Genomic DNA, 17337 nt, shown 5'->3' on the forward strand with positions numbered 1-17337 from the left:
TCATCGGCTCTGTGCAGGCTCCCCCCTCGCGATCAGCTCGCGGCTGCTCGCCTCCGGTGGGCGCCTGTAGGCGGGACTATACTTCAGCCGTAGGTCCTGGTGGGATAACCTCTCTCGTAGGACTTTGAATCAAGCCTGCCCAAGGGGTGCCCAGGCAGAAGGACTCGAAGGCCTCCCTCATGCGCTGGCGGTCCGCCTCCGGGACGCCTTCATTCAAGTCCATGAAGACGCCACCGAACATGTGCACCCGCCAGCGCGGGTGGGCCCAGTCGAAATCTTCGGCCCCCGCGTGCATCACCAGCACCTCGCCGGGCGGCACCTGGCGCATTCGCCGGGGCTGTGGAAAGGCACCAGTCTCGAGGTACTCCCGAGCCCACCAACGACCCTCGGCTCTCGCCTTGCGGAGGATGGCCTCAGTGGTGTCGTAGAGCCACGCTGGAAACTCGAGCACCGGGGACTGTTCCGTGGTCATGGCTTGTCGCCCTACCACAGCGGTCAGACGATCTCGCTAGAACGAGAAGTCGCGCTCGAAGATCTCGCTGTTGCCCACCCGCACCATCAGGTGGGCGGTGCGACCGCCGCCGGTGCCGAGATCGAACTGGAGACCTTCGGGTCCTTGTTGCGGCTTGAGCGAGGGCTTGCCGGGAGCCAGGAACACGGCCGCCGTCACGGCGCGCCCCGCGAGGGGTTGAACCAGGAGCCGGGTCCGCTGGCGCTCCCTCACGAGCACCACGCGGAACTCCCGCCGCTCCTCCAGCACTTCACGCTGCTCGGGATGGCGCGCCGCTCCGGGCCTGCGCGCGGGATTCTCCAGGCCCCTCGAGGTGCGGGCCGCGGGGGCGGACTGCTCGTCCAGCGCCTTCTCGATGGCCTCGTCTCCCTCCTCCAACGCCCAGATGGCCTGCGCACACTCGATGCATTTCTCCGTATGCCCATCCACCCACTTCAGCTCCACCGCCGACATCATCCCCATGTCGAAGCGCCACAAGTCATCCGCGCTCAGGTGCCGCTTGGGGGGAGCTTCGACCGTCTCGCTCCTCGACAGGTCCGCGCGGCACTCGTCACAGCTCTGCAGGTGGGGACTCGGCCGCTCGGGCCGGGCACTCAGCGCCGCCAGGAAGTCGTCACAGTCGGCCCGCTCCGTGAACCACCAGGCCCGTGTCCGCTCGGCCGTATCCAGGATGTCCCGCTCGGCCCGGCGTTGTGGGTTGAGCGGAATGAACCAGCGCGCCTTGGGACGCAGCACCGTATCCAGACGTCCCAGGCCGTCGCGAAATGCCTTCCACCGCGCCGCCGCCTCTCCGTCCAGCGCCCCATGAAGTGACTCCCACTCGCTGATCGCCCGCGCGGCGGACTCGGCCCGGTCTCGCGCGCAAAGTCCGTCCATCGAGGAGGTGCGCCACACGTCGGCTTCTTCCCCCTCCTCCCCCAGCGCGGCCTCGGCGGCTTCCTCCGCGGCCCGCAGCAGCGCGGGCTGAAGGGCCTCGGGCTTCTGCGACCGGAGCCAGCCGTCGATGTCCGCCCGGGTCAACCCCCGCAGGGCCTGCTCGACGCCCTCTCTGCCCAACCGCCCGGTGCGCCGGAGAATGTCCCCAATCGCCTCGAGCGAACCGCCGTGGGAAGTGCCACCCCGGACGAGCTGCTCACGCCGGGCCTGATACCGAGAGAGTGCGTCAACGACCATGTGAGTACCCTCCTTCGGGTACGTGGGGGCTCACTCGTGCCCGCCCTCCTGTTGGAGGTCGAGCAGATAGAGCCGGAGGTAGGCCTGTGCGCGGCTCACGCGCTTGTACGAGTTGACCACGCTGATGTTCAGGCGCCGGGCGCATTCCTCGTGGTCCTCGACGTCCTGGTGGTGGTACAGCTCCCACGCACCCGCTTCCTTGGGGTGCTCCTGCTGCAGCCGCTCGAAGGCACGCCAGTAGAGTTCCTGGGCCTCGGTGCGCTCCTCGCGCCGCCGGGACAGGTCCACCGCGCGAGCCACCTCGGAGGCGGGCTCCTCCATGGCGTCATCGGGATCCGACGCGGCGGGAGCGAGGTCCTCGCGCTGGCGCCGGTAGAAGTCGATGGCCACGTGCTTGACGATGCGCAGGAAGAACGTCTTGGGAGACGCGCTGCGCCCGGGCATCTGCTCGGAGACGCCGCGGAACTGGTCCAGTCCCCGGTCGAGGAACTTGCCGACCGCGTCCTGATAGAGCTCGTCCGCGTCCGCCGGAGAGCCACGGCCATAGCTGGCCTGAATCTTGGAGATGACGTAGCGGGCCGGACGGGCCCAGCGCTCGCACAGCGCGCCGAGCGGGGCCCCCACGGCCTCGCCTCCAGCGCGCCGCTGGAGCACCTCTGCGAACAGTTCGTCATCCGTGAGATCGTCGAACACCGGAAGGTCCTCGGAACGCCGCCGGGAGGCACGAGCTCCCCGCCTGGGCAGGGTGGGGTTCGCTGAAACGGCGGGTCAAGGTAGCACGACAGCATCCGAAGGCGGTCTCCCGATGACACGAGCCTCGGATGTCCGACAGAGGGCACACGAGGGGTACTGGAGGAGAGCGACGCAACCGGCCCCGAGAACCTGACGGCGGGGATTTTCCGGCCATGTTCCGGCGGGTTTTCCGGGTTCCGGACCCCGGCCGGGCGGGCTTCGCCCCGGGTGCCCGGTGGCCTGGACGACCCGGGAAGCCCGAGGGGTTGCCCAAGTGTCACCCCCTGGATACCCGGCAGGGGGCAGGAGGACAGGCATGTGGGGATCCCAGCCGGACGCCGAACCTCCCCCCGCTCCCGAGGCGCACCGCGAGAGCGACAGCGAGCGCATGCTGCGCACCCTGCTGGGAAATCTCCGGGGCGTGGCCTACCGGTGCTTCAACCAGCCCCACTACCCCTTGCTGTACGCCAGCCCGGGCGTCCTGGAGCTCACCGGGTATGGGCCCGAGGACTTCACCGCGAGCCACGTGTTCTGGCGGGAGCTCATCCACCCCGAGGACGTCCGGCAGGTATGGGAGACGATCCAGGTGGCGCTCGCCTCGCGGACGGCCTTCACCCTCACCTACCGCATCCACACGCGCACGGGGGAGGAGCGCTGGGTGTGTGAGCGCGGGGTGGGCATTGGCGAGAGCCCGGAGGGGGTGGCCATCCTGGAGGGCTTCATCACCGACATCACCGCCTTCAAGCGCGCCGAGCAGCGCCAGGGCTTCCTGTCCTCGGTGAGCGAGACCCTGGCCAGCTCGCTGGATTACGAGGACACGCTGGCCCACGTGGTGCAGCGGGCGGTGCCGGTGCTGGGAGAGGGGTGCCTGCTGGACATGGCCGAGCCGGAGGGCGTCCTGCGCCGGCTGGCGGTGGCCCACGTGGACCCGGCCCGGGCGGAGCTGGCGTGGGAGCTGGCCCGGAGCTACCCGCAGCGGCTCGACGATCCGGCCGGGGCCGGGGCCGTCATCCGCACCGGCAGGACCGAGCTGCAGCAGCAACTCTCCGAGGAGCAGTTCGTCCAATACGCGCGGGACGCCCGGCACCTGGAGCTGCTGCGCGGCACGCGCGTCACCTCCATGCTGACGGTCCCCCTGCGCGCCCGGGGCCGCACCCTCGGCGCGCTCACCTTCTTCCACTGCCACCCCGAGCGCCGCTACGGGCCGGAGGACCAGCTGCTGGCCGAGGACATGGCGCGCCGGGCCGCGCTCGCGATGGACAACGCCCGCCTGTACCGCGAGGCCCAGCTCGCGGTGCAGCTGCGCGACGAGTTCCTCTCGGTGGCCTCGCACGAGCTGAAGACACCGCTCACGCCCCTGCACCTCAAGCTCACCGCCCTGTCCCGCGACCTGCCGCGGTGCGGCTCCGGGGATGCCCACTCCGAGGCGCTCCAGCGCCATGTGATGGTGGCCCAGCGGCAGGTGCACAAGATGTCCACGCTCATCAACGCGCTGCTCGATGTCAGCCGCCTCTCGCGGGGGAAGCTGAAGCTGGAGCCCGAGAACACGGACCTGGGCGACGTGCTGAGCGAGGTGACGGCCTGGTTCTCCTCCGAGGCGGCCCGGGTGGGCTCGGAGCTCCACGTGGAGGCGGAGGCGCATGTCACCGGCTGGTGGGACCGGCTGCGGCTGGAGCAGGTCGTCTCCAATCTGATCTCCAACGCCATCCGCTACGGCGCCGGCCAGCCCATCCATGCCCGCGTGGAGGCAGAGGGAGACCGGGTGCGGCTGGTGGTGCGAGACGAGGGCATCGGCATCTCGCCGGAGGCCCAGGAGCGCATCTTCGGCAAGTTCGAGCGGGCCGTCTCGGAGCGCCACTCCGGAGGCCTGGGGCTGGGGCTCTACATCACCCGCAGCATCGTGGAGGCCATGGGCGGCACCATCCGCGTGGACAGCCGCCCGAGCGAGGGCTCCACCTTCACCGTCGAGCTGCCACGTGGTGCGGACGGCTCGAGGGGTGCGCAGGGTTGACCCAATACGACCTCTGGCATCGCACCTGGGGACAGCAAGGAGGACAGGGGGATGTGGGGAACGCATCCGGAGTCACCCTCCCCACCCGAGCTCGCGGGCAAGCCGGACGCAACCGGGGAGGTCTCGGGGGAGACGGCCAGCTCGCTCCTGCTCGTGGGGGAGCAGATGGAGGACCTGGCGGGCGTGGAGGAGCTCCTCGCGCCGCTCGGGTACCCCGTGCACAGGGCCGTTGCCTGGAGCGATGGGCTCGGGACGCGGCTCGGCGAGTCGCTCGCCTGCATCCTCGTCGATGCGCGGCGGAGCTGGACCGTGGGCATCGAGACGGCCCGCCGCCTGCTCGCACACCCCCATGCCCGCTACATCCCCGTGCTCTTCCTCGGAAGCCGCTCCTGTGGCGAGGCGGACCTGCTGCGCGGCTACACCCTGGGGACGGTGGACTGCCTCCTGGAGCCCCTCTCCCCGGACATCCTCCGCCTCAAGGTGGGGATGTACCTGGAGCAGCACCGGCGGCAGGCGCTGATGCGGGTGGCGCTCGAGCGGGCCGAGCGGGCCGAAGCGGCCGCGCGCGAGAGCGAGCGCATGCTGCGCACCCTGCTGGGAAACGTGCCGGGGATGGTCTACCGCAGCGCCCCCGAGGAGCCCTGGGCCCTGAGCTATGCCAGCCAGGCCACCCTGTCCCTCACCGGCTACACCCCCGAGGACTTCACCGAGCGCCGCGTGACCTGGGGGGAGCTGGTCCACCCCGAGGACGCACCGCGACTCCGGAAGGAGATGAAGGAGGCGCTCGCCACCCGCGCCCCCTTCACCCTCACCTATCGGATCCGCCCGCGGACGGGGCAGGAGCGCTGGGTCTGGGAGCGGGGGGTGGCCCTGCTCGGGCCGGACGAGGAGGTGCGGGAGCTGGAGGGCTTCATCCTCGACATCTCCCCCTTCCGTCAGGCGCAACAGGAACGGGAGCGGCTCCACGAGCAGCTGGCGTTCCAACACCAGCGCCTGCAGGCCCTCCTGCAGCAGCTCCCCGTCGCGGTGCACATCGTCGAGGCGCCCTCCGGGCGGACGCTGAACTTCAACGCCCAGGCCGAGCTGCTCATGGGTCACCCCATGCTCCCGTGCATGTGCGTGGAGGAGTATGTCCAGTACCACGCCATCCACCCGGATGGGCGGCGCTTCGCGGCGCAGGAGTATCCCCTGGCGCGAGTGCTGGCCACCGGGAAGCCCACGCCCCAGGAGGAGCTGCTCTACGACCGGCCCGATGGCTCCGTGCGCGTCTTCCTCATCAACGCCGGGCCCATCTGGGACGCGCGGGGCGAGCTGCAGGCGGCGGTGGCCAGCTTCATGGACATCACCGCGCTCAAGCGCGCCGAAACCCACCAGACCTTCCTGGCCTCGGTGAGCGAGACGCTGGCCAGCTCGCTGGACTACGAGGCCACGCTCACCCACGTGGTGCAACGGGCCGTCCCCACCCTCGCGGATGGCTGTGGGCTGGACATGCTCGAACCGGACGGAGGCCTGCGCCGGCTGGCGGTGGCCCATGTGGATCCGATCCGCAGGGAGATCGCCCAGGAGCTGGCCCGCCACCAGCCCTCGCGTCTCGAGGATGCCACCGGGCCAGGGGCCGTCATCCGCACGGGGCGCACCGAGCTGGTGGCCGAGGTGACCGATGAGCTGCTCACGCGCTGCGCGAGCGACGCCCGGCACCTGGAGCTGCTGCGTGGCACGGGGGTCACCTCCTCGCTGATCGTCCCCCTGCACGCCCGGGACCGCACCTTCGGCGCCCTGGCCTTCTTCTACTGCCGGGGGGGCCAGCCCCGCGCGAGCCGCTCCTATGGCCGGGAGGAGCAGCTGCTGGCCGAGGACCTGGCGCACCGGGCCGCGCTCGCGGTGGACAACGCCCGCCTGTACCGCGAGGCCCAGCGCGCGGTGCGGCTGCGCGACGAGTTCCTCTCGGTGGCCTCGCACGAGCTGAAGACGCCGCTCACGCCCTTGAACCTCAAGCTCAGCGCCCTGTCCCGCGAGATTCCCCGGAACTGCTCGGGAGAGGGCCATCCCGAGGTGCTCCAACGGCACGTGGACATGGCCAGACGCCAGTTGTGGAAGCTCTCCACGTTGCTCAATGCGCTGTTCGACGTCAGCCGCATCGCGCAGGGGAGGTTGACGCTGGAGGTGACCGACACGGACCTGGGCGAGGTGCTGCGCGAGGTGGTGGCCTGGTTCTCCCCCGAGGCGGCCCGGGTGGGCTCGAAGCTGTGGGTGGAGGGAGAGCCGCACGTGCCCGGCCGGTGGGATCGGCTGCGGCTGGAGCAGGTCGTCACCAACCTGCTCTCCAACGCCATCCGCTACGGCGCCGGCCGGCCCATCCACGTCCGCGTGGAGGCCGAGGGAGACCGGGCGCGGCTGGTGGTGCGCGACGAGGGCATCGGCATCTCGCCGGAAGCCCAGGAGCGCATCTTCGGCAAGTTCGAGCGGGCCGTCTCGGACCGTCACTATGGAGGCCTGGGCCTGGGGCTCTACATCACCCACAGCATCGTGGAGGCCATGGGCGGTACCATCCGCGTGGAGAGCCACCCCGGCGAGGGCTCCACCTTCACCGTCGAGCTGCCGCGCTGTCAGGAATGACGCGGCTCCCCGTCCCTGGGCGGGTCCCACCCTTTCGAAGGAAGCAGCATCATGTCCCGCACCATCGTCATCGGAGACCTCCACGGGTGCTACGACGAGGCCCTGGAGTTGCTCGACAAGGTGGGTGCCACCTCGAGCGACCGGATCATCTTCACGGGGGACCTGGTCGACCGAGGCCCCAAGCGCCGCGAGTGCGTCGAGCTGGCCATGCGGCACGAGTCCATCCTCGGCAACCACGAGGAGAAGCACCTGCAACAGCGCCGCCGCAAGGACGCCGACCTGATCCCGGACCACCTGGAGACCCGGCAGGCCCTCGGCCCCGAGCACCTCGACTACTTCGCCACCCTCCCCCATTCCATCCTCCTGCCCGAGCACAACGCCGCCGTGGTCCACGCGGGGGTGCTGCCCGGCAAGCCCATCGCCCAGCAGGACCCGTACCACCTGCTGCACGCCCAGTGCGTGCGGCCCCCGGAGCGCAAGAGCTACTGGCCCTCGAAGGCGCCAGCGGACTACCGCTTCTGGACGCACCACTGGAAGGGCCCCGAGCGCGTCATCTTCGGACACACCGTGTTCGACCGGCCGCTCGTCACGGAGTACGCGGTGGGCATCGACACCGGGTGCGTCTACGGCCGCTCGCTCACCGCGGTGGTGCTCCCCACGTGGGAGCTCGTCTCGGTGCCCGCGCGGCAGGCGTACCGGGGTGGCAAGGACGTGGCCCTGCTCCCCGTCCATGGCGACGTGAACGTGTTCTCGTGAGCCACGGCGGCATGCGAAGCTGCCGCCCCGATGACACGCCTCCTCTCCCTCCTGCTGCTGCTCGGCCAGCTCCCGGCGCTCGCCGCGGAGTCCCCGGCCCCCGCCGCTCCCTTCTTCGACCCTCAGGGCCGTGCCCTCGGTGCGCCCCTCTCCGAGCGCGTCGCCGACTACGAGATCGACGCCCGGTTGGATCCGGCCACCCACGCGCTCACCGGCCAGGAGACGATCACCTGGCGCAACCGCAGCAACGAGCCGCAAGCCACCCTGTGGTTCCATCTGTATTGGAACGCCTTCAAGAACGATCGCTCCACGTTCTACCGGGAGGCCAAGGAGATGGGCGGCGTCCGGGATTCGGACTCGGACTCACCCTCCTTCCCCGACAACGAGCCGGACGAGTGGGGCTACTCGAACGTGAAGGCCCTGCGGGTGAAGGGCGGCGCGGACCTGCTGCCCACGCTGCGCTTCGAGCACCCGGACGATGACAACACGGAGGACCAGACGGTCTTCACCGTGACGCTGCCCGAGCCGGTGCCCCCCGGTGGCCGCGTGACGCTGGAGCTCCAGTGGGAGGCGCGCGTGCCCAAGGTGCTCGCCCGCGCCGGACGCTCGGACAGCGGCTTCTACCTGGTGGCCCAGTGGTTCCCGAAGCTGGGCGTGCTGGAGGTGCCCCCCGAGCGTGGCGCCACGAGCCCCCGCTGGAACTGCCACCAGTACCACTCCGCCTCCGAGTTCTACGCCGACTTCGGCACCTACGACGTGCGCCTGACGGTGCCCCAGGCGATGAAGGTGGGCGCCACGGGGGGGTTGGTGGAGCGCCGCGAGAATCCGGACGGCACCCAGACCCTGCGCTACCACCAGGACGACGTGCACGACTTCGCCTGGACCGCCGCCGAGCGCTTCGAGGTGCTCGAGGACGTGTTCCGCTCGCCGGGCCTGCCCGAGGTGGGGCTCACCGTGCTGGTGGATCCGAAGCACCACCGCTCGGGGCCGCAGATCATGGCGGCCGCCAAGGCGTCGTTGGAGCACTTCGGCCGGTGGTGGACGCCGTGGCCGTATTCGCACCTCACGCTGGTGGCACCACCCACGGATGGCGTCGCCGCCGGAGGCATGGAGTACCCCACCTTCGTCACCGTGGTGGGCCGCGAGGAGCCGGGCGAGCCCAAGGACTTCATCATCTGGGAGACGACGGCGCACGAGTTCGGCCACAACTACTGGCAGGGCCTGCTGGCGTCGAACGAGTTCGAGGAGCCGTGGCTCGACGAGGGCATCAACAGCTATGGGACCTCCCGGCTGTGCCTCGCCGAGAACGTGAAGGCCAACCCGGCCCACATCCTCCCCAGCCCGCTGCGGAGCTGGCTGGGCCCCCTGTTCACCACGGACTGGGACGAGCGTGACCGCATGCGCGGCATGAGCGGCCTGCGCGAGAACTCGCCCATCCTCCAGTCCTCGTGGCAGTTCCGGACCCTGGGGGACTACTTCCGCAACAGCTACAGCCGCCCGCAGGTGACGCTCTACGCCCTGGAGCAGCTGGTGGGCGAGGAGACCATGGCGCGCATCATGCGCACCTACGTGGAGCGCTGGAAGTTCCGCCACCCGCGCAGCGAGGACTTCTTCGCCGTGGTCAACGAGGTGTCCGGGCAGGACCTGGGCTGGTTCTTCGACACGTTCTTCCGGGGCACGGGCCAGCTGGACTACGCGGTGGGCTCGATGTCGTGCGAGGAGCGCGTCGCGAAGAAGGGCTTCTTCGACGACGGCAAGGGCGGCGTCCAGCTGGTGGAGCGCGCGCCCCGGGGCGAGGCGAAGGATGACACGGTGAACCGCTGCGAGGTGCAGGTGAACCGGCTCGGGGACGTCCGCGTCCCGGTGGACGTGAAGATGACGTTCGCGGATGGCTCGACCCAGGTGGAGCGCTGGGACGGCCAGGAGCGCTGGAAGCACCTCGTCCTCGAGCGCACCGGCAAGGACGTCGACCTCCAGCAGGTGGAGCTCCAGGCGGTCAACGCCCTGGACATCCACCCGGCCAACAACTCGCGGACGAAGAAGCTGTCCGGCCAGGTGGCCCTGTCGCTGTTCGGCTGGACCACCTACGTGGGCCAGATGCTCTCCACCGTCGCGTCCCTCCTCTTCTGAGCCCGAGCCATGAACTCCTTCCGTTCGATTCTCACGGCGCCGCTCCGGGCCTTCTCCGAGCTGAAGCTGCTCGGCGTGCTGCTGGCGGCCAACCTGTGCATCGCCCTCATCCAGTCGCTGCCCGTGCTCATCCCCGCCATCGGCCGGTTCGGGCACTCGCTCGCGGGCCAGGGCCGGCCCTTCCCCTCGCCCGAGGCGGTGCTCGACTTCAGCAAGCTGCTCGCGCAGGGCGGCGGCCCGTTCCTCGCGGGCCCGTTCGTGCTGGGCATCGTCTTCTCCTTCGGGCTCCAGCTCGTGCTGGCGGGTGGCATCGTCTCGCGGCTGTGCTCGCCCGGGCGCTTCTCGCTGGCCGACTTCGCCCGCGACTGCGCCGCCCAGCTCGGCCGCAACCTGCGCCTGCTCGGCTGGGCCCTGCTGGGTCTGCTGCCCGTGGGAGGGCTGGTGGCGCTCGCCACCGTGCTCTTCTCCCGCGCGGAGAAACCCACGCTGTTCACCCTCGAGGGCGAGCACTGGGCCCTGGAGAACCCCTTCACCTTCTGGAGCCTGACGCACCTGGCCCTGGTGGTGGTGCTGTTCGCGCTCTGGCGCTCGAGCTTCGATCTGGCGCGCGTCCAGCTCTACGCGGATGACCAGCGCAAGACGCGGCTCGCGGCCTGGCGCGCGCTGAAGCGGATGGTGCGCTCGCCCGGAGCGCTGCTCGGCTACATCGCCGTGGGCCTGCTGGGCCTGGCGGTGGTGCTCGTCTGCGCGCGGCTGCACGCGGCGGTGCAGGTGACCAGCGCGGGCAAGGCCTGGCTGGCGCTGCTGGTGGCGCAGCTGGCCGTGGTGGCGCGGCTCGGCTTCTCGCTGGCCACCACGGCCTTCACCGTGGACGTCTACCGCGCCATGGCTCCGGTGCCCGTCCGGGCCCCGGTGGAGACCCCCGCTCCGCTCCCGGTTCCCACTCCAGCCCCCGAGGCAAACGCGGCCGAGCCAACACCCGCCCCCGCCGGCACGCAGACAATCCAGGCGGAGCCGCGGGCCATCGGGGATGATGCGGGCCGTTCCTGAACCCCTGGGAGGACTTCATGCATCGCAGCCGGCTCGCCGCCTTCGTCATCGACTGCAAGACCGAGGATATCGAAGCGGCCTCGGCCTTCTGGAGCAAGGCGCTCGGAAGGCCCGTCGTGCCCCATACACCGGAGGACCCCAACTACCGCGAGCTCACCGCGGCCACCGCGGAGCCGATGCTCCTCGTGCAGAAGGTGGAACATCCGGGCCGCATCCACCTGGACATCGAGACCGATGACATGGAGGCGGAGGTGAAGCGGCTGGAGGCGCTCGGAGCGAAGCGGGTGGAGTTCATCAAGCGCTGGTGGGTGATGGAGGCGCCGACGGGCCAGCGCTTCTGTGTCGTCCGTCCCCAGCGCGGCCCCCTGGAGGGCCGCGGCAACGAGTGGAGCGGCGAGGGCTGAGAGGCACCTCAGGGCGGCGCGGTGACGAGACCCAGGATGTCCGCCCCCGCCGCCCTGGCCCCGTCGAGCGCGGCCACGAGCTTGCCATAGGGGGCGCGATCATCCGCCTGTGAGCTCGGGCTCACCCTGGCTGCTTGCCTGGCCGCTCTCCAGCCGGGCCAAGCGGCCTCGCTTCTTCAGCGGGTGGTTTCACCCTGGGCGTCCTGGCGCTTCTCGACAAGGCCGGGGATGAGCGGCTGCTCTCGGAGGCGCTGAAGGCCGCCCGGGAACGTGATGCGGCCGAGTACGAGGAGCAGAAGCGTCTCTATCACCAGGGCCGGTTGCGACAGAAGATGGCCAGGCTCCTCGAGTCCGTTGTCAGGCCGTCCACGAAACGGCTCATGGTGCGTGGAACACCTTTGAAGCAAGCCAGGAAGGTCAACCCTGACAGTGACGGGGAGACCGGGACGTTCTACAGCGCGAAGCTCGGAAGGAATGTGGAGTACGAGTCCCAGCTCGAGCGCCGCTTCTTCATGCTCCTCGAGTGCCTCGATGAGGTGGTCACCTACCAGGAGCAACCCTACCGCGTCCCCTACGTGCTCGACGGGAGACCGCTCACCTACTACCCCGATGTCGTGTTCATCCTGGAGAGTGGCGAGGCCATCGTGGCGGAGTTGAAGCCGTGCCTCCACATGGCGCTCCACGTGAACCGGTGCAAGTGGAAGGGCCTCCAGACCTTCTGCGAGGAGCGGGGACTTGGAATGCTGATGACGGATGACCGCGGCCGGACGTTGGAGACGTTGAAGCAGACGCGCGTTCCCTCCACCTTCGAGACAGCGCTGCTGAAGAGGTTGGAACAAGGCCCGCTGCGCTGGCGCGACATCGCCGACCTGCGAATGCAAGACGTTCCGAGCCATGCTCCGCAGGCGATGGTCCTCCGGCATGACCTGGTCATGCGCCTGGAGCCCTTCTCCATCGAGCGGAAGAAGCAGCGCTGAGGCTCCGAACTCCACCTGCCGATGTGCCTCCGGTGCGCTGGCTACGCCACCGCTTGCCGGCTGGGGCGCGAGCTTCAGGACGCGCGGGCTACTCCACCACGGCCTTCCGGTCGGCGCATGAGACGTGGTCCTCGCCGGTTTGCGCGAAGCGCCGCGCCAGCTCGGGCGGGCCCTCCGCGCCGCGTTTCACGATGTACTCCAACTCGGCGGGTAGCAGGGCCTTGACGGTGACGAGCCGCACGCCGCCGAAAGGGGTAGGAAAGTCCCTTGGCAACGTCCGCGACTCCTGGCCGAGCAGCACACCCACCCGCCCCTCCTTGCCAACGAGGGCCGCGGGCATTCCGTCGCCCGCCACCTCCAGCACCAGCAGGCCCGCCTTGGCCCCCTCGCGCACGTGCTCGTGGACCACTACCTCCTTTGAGACTCGCTCGAGCAGCACGTAGGGCCAGCTTCCCTCGATGGCATCGAGGGGCAGCTCCGCCAGCTCCGTCTCCAGGGCGAGCTCCAAGCCGAAACCCACGGAGGGCTCCAAGCGGGCAATGAACGGATCCGAGAGGCCCTCGGAGACGAGGAGGATGCGCCCTGCCTGCCGATGGATGATGGCCCAGTCCTGCCGGTGGCCCGGCCATTCGTAGCAGATGGCCCGTGGGGCAACGGCCAGCTCGTCCAGCCTGCCGAGCGACTTCCACGCGGCACGTCTGGCGGCAGGGGGAGGCTCCAGAAGCTCGCGGCACTTGCGCTTGTAGGCGCGCTCCTCGTCGCTGATGGGACTAGGGCCGGTGACCTCCCTGAAATCCAGGCCCGAGGCCCCGGTACGCTCGAGAGCCTCCTTCACGTCCTCGGAAACAAGCAGAGACCCCGTGTAGCCCCAGGGACGGAACACCTTGGCATCACCCACCTGGGAGGCGTCGATGCGCATACCGTACACGGAGTCATAATAACCAACCTCGTCTGGCCAGTTGTCTTCCGGTTCCGCGTAGCGCACCTCCTCTGAGGCTGCTTCATCAATGCATCTCACCCGGCGCGCTACGTTGACCACGAAGTAGGTTTCTTGCCGCGACTCCACTTCGGCGGGAAACAGTTGGACGTCGCCGGGGGCCAGTTCGGCCAGAACCCGGGCCACCTTTTCGGTGACTACGGGGAACCCCCCCCGTGTCTACGCGCGTGAAGTCGAGCGAAGTGCCAGGGTGGTAAACCGAGATGCGAAGGCGACCGTCAAAGCGGGTGGGCTCGCCACTCATGAACTGCCATCCGCGTACCTCTTTGCCCTGCTCGTCGATGGGGTCTCCCAACAGCCAGCGATCCGAGCGATTCATGTCGTCGGTCAGCTTGAAATAGTTTTGCGCCATTGACACACTCCTTACCTCACTCGGTCCGGGTGACGAGCTTATTGAGAGGAAGCAGCCTGCTTCCATGTGACATCCAGCGTCGTCTCCCCTCCCTTGACTCCGGGGATGAGCCCTTGGAATTCATCCGGCATCCCTACGTCCGTGTCCTTGTTCGGCCTGGCCCGGAATCACTGAGCGGCTTGCTCCGGAATCGGCGATCGCGATGGTCCGGTGCACGCACAAGACCTCGGCGCATGCTTCGTCGTCGATGCAGCTCACTTGGCGCGCGACAGTTTCACCGCGCGCCGCTTGGCGCGAGACAGGTGCTCTTCACCACTGTCCACGAAGCACTGCACCAGTTCCTCCCGACCTTCCTTCCCGTGCTGTATGCGGTAGGCCAGTTCGGAAGGAAGCAGTGTCTTGACGGTGACGAGCCGCACCTCGCCTGCCGGGGTATCAAGGCGCTGCGGTAGCGTGCTCGACGTCAGCCCCAGCAACACGCCCACTCGGCCATCTTGGGTGACGAGAGACTTGGGCATTCCCTTCCCGGACACCTCCATGGTCAGTTGGCCCGTCAGAGCGGCTTTGCGCACTCGCTCGTGCTCCGCGACCTCATTCGCCACGCGCTGGAGAACCAAGAGGACCCAACTCCCCTGGACGTCCTTTACAGGCTCGTCGGTTTCAATTGCGAGTTCGAGGCCGAAGCCCACGGACGGCGCCTCATGTCCGACGAAGGGATCGGAGAGGCCGTCCGTCACCAACAGGAGCCGTCGCCCTGTACGGTGGATGACGCGCCATGCGTGCCGGTGGCCCGGCCACGCAGGGCCGCCGGGCACAATGGGGACGATGGCTGTTTCCTCCAGTTCGCCAAGGGTGCGCCAGAACGCTTCGCGGGCGGCGTCCACCTGCCGCAGCCAGTCCGCGTGTGAACGCGGTAGCGGTTGCTGCTCAACCCTCTGGCGGCCAGGGCCTGTGACCTCTCTGAACTCGAGCCCCGTGGCGCCGGTGCGCTCAAGGGCCTCCTTTACGTTCTCGGCGACGATGAGGGCCACTCTCCATCCCCAGGGACGGAAGACCTTGGCATCGCCCACCTTGGAGGGATCGATGCGCATGCCGTACACATCGCGGTACTGCCCAACCTTTTCGGGTCGCCCATCCTCCGGTTTCCAGTACAGAACTTCCGCGGAAGCCTCGTCGTCGATGCACTTGACGAGGCGCGCGACGTTGACCAGGAAGTAGCTCTCTGGTCGCGACTCCACTTCCACGCGGAAGAGTTGGACGTCACCCGGAGCCAGCTCGGCCAGAACGCGGGCCACCTTTTCGGTGACGACGGGAATGGCTCCCGGGTCAACGCGCGTGAAGTCGAGCGACGTTCCGGGGTGGTAGATAGGGACTTGAAGGCGACCGTCAAAGCGAGTGAGTTCTCCGCTCATGAACTGCCGCGTGCGCACTTCGTTTCCCTGCTCATCAAGAGGGTCGCCCAACAACCAGCGAGCCGGGCTGGTCATGTCCTCGGTCAGCTCGAAGTACCTCTGCGCCATGTCGCTCTCCTAGCCTCACGGGGCTCCAGTCACCAGTTTGTTGAGCACGGAGCCGACCTCCTTGAGTTCTTTGGCCAGCTGCCCCAATTCCCGCGTGAGTGCCTCCTGGCACCGCGCCTTGGTTGTGCAGTCCTCCACCGCTTCCGCGAGTCGCTGATAGATTCGCTCATGGTACGCCTGTGGATGGGGCCCCTTGTGGCCCGGGATGCGGACCTTGTTGGCCGGGTCCTCCATGGACATGCCGGCCTTGTCGAAGAACGTCTTGAGTTTTGGTGTCCACGGCCCGCCTCGCAGGGAGGACTTCTCGTTCTCCACGGTGGCGATGTGGTGGATGTCGCCCTCCTCCTGCATGGAGAGGACAGCAGCCGAGCTGGCGGGAAGCGTGAGAACGAGCCGTCCTCCCCTCACGGACACGGACGTCGCTTCGGCCGCCGCCGTGGGCAGGTGAACCCCGCCCGCGGAAGCGGCGTTCTGCACCGCCTGGGAGAAACCCGGCAGTCCGCTGCCCGTCATGGCCTCCTTGCCCTTGGCCCCTGCCTTCCACGTCGCCAGGAGGATGAGCACGCGCATGGTGTTGGGCCCGAGCACCCGGGCATAGCGCTCGCTCGCGCCGCTCAGCTCCTGGAACGTGTTGGCCTCCTCCGCCGCGTCCCAGAGGTCCTGCGTGGCGGAGCTCAGCTCCCATAGCTCCACGCCCAGGTAGCCCCAGAGAAAAACGGTCATCGCGATGGCGAGGCTTTTGGAGATGGGCTCCGGCGCCATGAGAACGACCAGGTACAAGGAGAGGCCGGTGAGCAGGGCCGTCATGGCGTGCGCGGAGGAGTCGCGCAGCACGCCCGTGGCGGCCTCCAGCGCCGGGGTGAGGGCCAGGCTGAGGGCCAGCATGAACCTGTCGGTGTGGCTGAGGCGGGTGTCGTGCGGGCCTTCCCCCAGCAGCCAGAAACAGTCCCCCGGAGCGCCACGCTTCTCGCACAGGCGCGCGTAACCCCCTTCGACACTGGAGTCCCCTACGCCCCCTCCCGGCCAGGAGACCAGCACCAGACGGCCGGACAGCGGCCTGGAGGGGCGGGTGGCCAGTTTCAGGGGTGTCTCCAGGACGAACTGAGTGAAGGCCTCGCGCAGTTGCGTGTCCGACACCTGGACGGGCGCGAAGTCACTGCTGGGCGTGAGGGTGACGTACTCCTGGGGCGCCGGAGGAGGCGTGAGTGAGTTGTAGCGGTAGCCCACGAGAAAGCTGCCCCGTGGGGTGCCCGTGACACAGGCGGACTGGAGGAAGAGGAGGACGAGAAACCAGCCACCCAGCAGGGGGCGCAGGCGAGCGCCAGGGGAGCGCGAGCCAGGAAGACGGGTGGACACGGCGCACCTCCGGAAGCGACGCGGAGTGCGAGCCGTCGCTCCGGAATTACACGGAAACGCGGGTGTGTCCGTCAAGCCATTGGGTTGGGTAGAGGATGGAGGATGTAACAGGTGGGTTTCAGGCGTTGCGCCACCCGTCGCGGAGCGGCGCTATGGGAACGTCACGTTCTCCAGAATGACGGAGCGCCCGTCCGCGTCCCACAGCGTCAAGGTATACGCCCCCTGGGCCTGCTTCGCGGAGGCCTCGAACTCCACCATGACGCGGCCAGGGGCCCCCGGGAGAATGGACACGGGCGTGTCCGGAAGCGGCATGAGTTCTTCGCCCCTGGTCCCGCGCAGCACGGCGCCTGCGAGCGTCCAGGGTTTTGTCCCCGGGTTCCTCAAGTTCAGTTCCACCGCGACGCGGCCCTTCTCCACAGTCCCGGAGCGGTAGGACCATGCGTCCACCAGTGTCAGCGCAGCCCGCGGCCTCGTCTTGACGTATTCGGTGATGTTCTTGACGGCGACGCCGAGCCTCTCGTCCAGAAGGCCCGCCGCGCGCAGGCCTCGGAGTCCACCCGGCCCGCCCTGCTCGGCCCGAAGGCGCGCCTTCTCCTCCTCGCAGCGCTGGGCCTTCGCGTCCGCATCCCACGCCTTCTGCTTGTAGAAGTCCACCGGGCGCGTCTTGCGGAGGACGTCCACCTGCCGTGCCGCCCGCGCGGGGTGCACCACCAGGAGAAACGTGAGGCTCGCCGGGGCCGCTCCATCCGCGA

General features: G+C 69.0%; 13 protein-coding genes. 7 read left to right on the forward strand and 6 right to left on the reverse strand.

Going from position 1 to position 17337, the window contains the following annotated elements:
- Positions 1 to 508 precede the first annotated feature (508 nt).
- Both VFZ09_RS06325 and VFZ09_RS06330 read right to left on the reverse strand, forming a co-directional pair.
- Positions 509 to 1684 carry a hypothetical protein gene (locus VFZ09_RS06325; RefSeq protein ID WP_329726571.1) on the reverse strand — a complete coding sequence of 392 codons (1176 nt, stop codon included), beginning with the start codon at positions 1682 to 1684 and terminating at the stop codon, positions 509 to 511.
- Between the two features lie 30 nt (positions 1685 to 1714).
- Positions 1715 to 2377 carry an RNA polymerase sigma factor gene (locus tag VFZ09_RS06330; RefSeq protein WP_329726572.1) on the reverse strand — a complete coding sequence of 221 codons (663 nt, stop codon included), beginning with the start codon at positions 2375 to 2377 and terminating at the stop codon, positions 1715 to 1717.
- Between the two features lie 355 nt (positions 2378 to 2732).
- Here VFZ09_RS06330 and VFZ09_RS06335 point away from each other — a divergent pair, with 355 nt between their 5' ends.
- The 7 genes from VFZ09_RS06335 to VFZ09_RS06365 all read left to right on the forward strand — a co-directional run bounded on the left by VFZ09_RS06335 (position 2733) and on the right by VFZ09_RS06365 (position 12360).
- The gene (locus tag VFZ09_RS06335) at positions 2733 to 4427 is read left to right on the forward strand and encodes an ATP-binding protein (protein WP_329726573.1); all 1695 of its coding nucleotides are present in this window, start codon (positions 2733 to 2735) and stop codon (positions 4425 to 4427) included.
- Between the two features lie 51 nt (positions 4428 to 4478).
- Complete coding sequence (locus tag VFZ09_RS06340; protein WP_329726574.1) at positions 4479 to 7043, forward strand: ATP-binding protein; 2565 nt, start codon at positions 4479 to 4481, stop codon at positions 7041 to 7043.
- Positions 7044 to 7094: 51 nt separating this feature from the next.
- Entirely contained in the window at positions 7095 to 7799 is a 705-nt protein-coding gene (locus VFZ09_RS06345) for a metallophosphoesterase (protein ID WP_329726575.1), read from the forward strand.
- A gap of 30 nt (positions 7800 to 7829) precedes the next feature.
- Positions 7830 to 9929 carry a M1 family metallopeptidase gene (locus VFZ09_RS06350; protein WP_329726576.1) on the forward strand — a complete coding sequence of 700 codons (2100 nt, stop codon included), beginning with the start codon at positions 7830 to 7832 and terminating at the stop codon, positions 9927 to 9929.
- Positions 9930 to 9938: 9 nt separating this feature from the next.
- Entirely contained in the window at positions 9939 to 10979 is a 1041-nt protein-coding gene (locus tag VFZ09_RS06355; RefSeq protein ID WP_329726577.1) for a hypothetical protein, read from the forward strand.
- 17 nt (positions 10980 to 10996) lie between these two features.
- Positions 10997 to 11383, forward strand: a complete 387-nt coding sequence (locus VFZ09_RS06360; RefSeq protein ID WP_329726578.1) for a VOC family protein — start codon at positions 10997 to 10999, stop codon at positions 11381 to 11383.
- Positions 11384 to 11781: 398 nt separating this feature from the next.
- A complete protein-coding gene (locus VFZ09_RS06365; RefSeq protein ID WP_329726579.1) occupies positions 11782 to 12360 on the forward strand; it encodes a hypothetical protein in 579 nt (192 codons plus the stop codon).
- A gap of 88 nt (positions 12361 to 12448) precedes the next feature.
- On the opposite strand, the gene VFZ09_RS06370 is transcribed toward VFZ09_RS06365, so the two are convergent.
- The 4 genes from VFZ09_RS06370 to VFZ09_RS06385 form a co-directional block, all read right to left on the reverse strand.
- Complete coding sequence (locus tag VFZ09_RS06370; protein WP_329726580.1) at positions 12449 to 13483, reverse strand: imm11 family protein; 1035 nt, start codon at positions 13481 to 13483, stop codon at positions 12449 to 12451.
- 480 nt (positions 13484 to 13963) lie between these two features.
- On the reverse strand, positions 13964 to 15229 hold the full coding sequence (locus VFZ09_RS06375) for an imm11 family protein (RefSeq protein ID WP_329726581.1): 1266 nt from the start codon (positions 15227 to 15229) through the stop codon (positions 13964 to 13966).
- A 15-nt stretch (positions 15230 to 15244) separates the two neighbouring features.
- Entirely contained in the window at positions 15245 to 16585 is a 1341-nt protein-coding gene (locus VFZ09_RS06380; RefSeq protein WP_329726582.1) for an AHH domain-containing protein, read from the reverse strand.
- Between the two features lie 150 nt (positions 16586 to 16735).
- On the reverse strand, positions 16736 to 17337 hold a 602-nt coding region (locus VFZ09_RS06385; RefSeq protein ID WP_329726583.1), incomplete at its 5' end, for a DUF2381 family protein.

Source organism: Archangium sp. (assembly GCF_036277355.1).
Classification (GTDB): Bacteria; Myxococcota; Myxococcia; order Myxococcales; family Myxococcaceae; genus Archangium.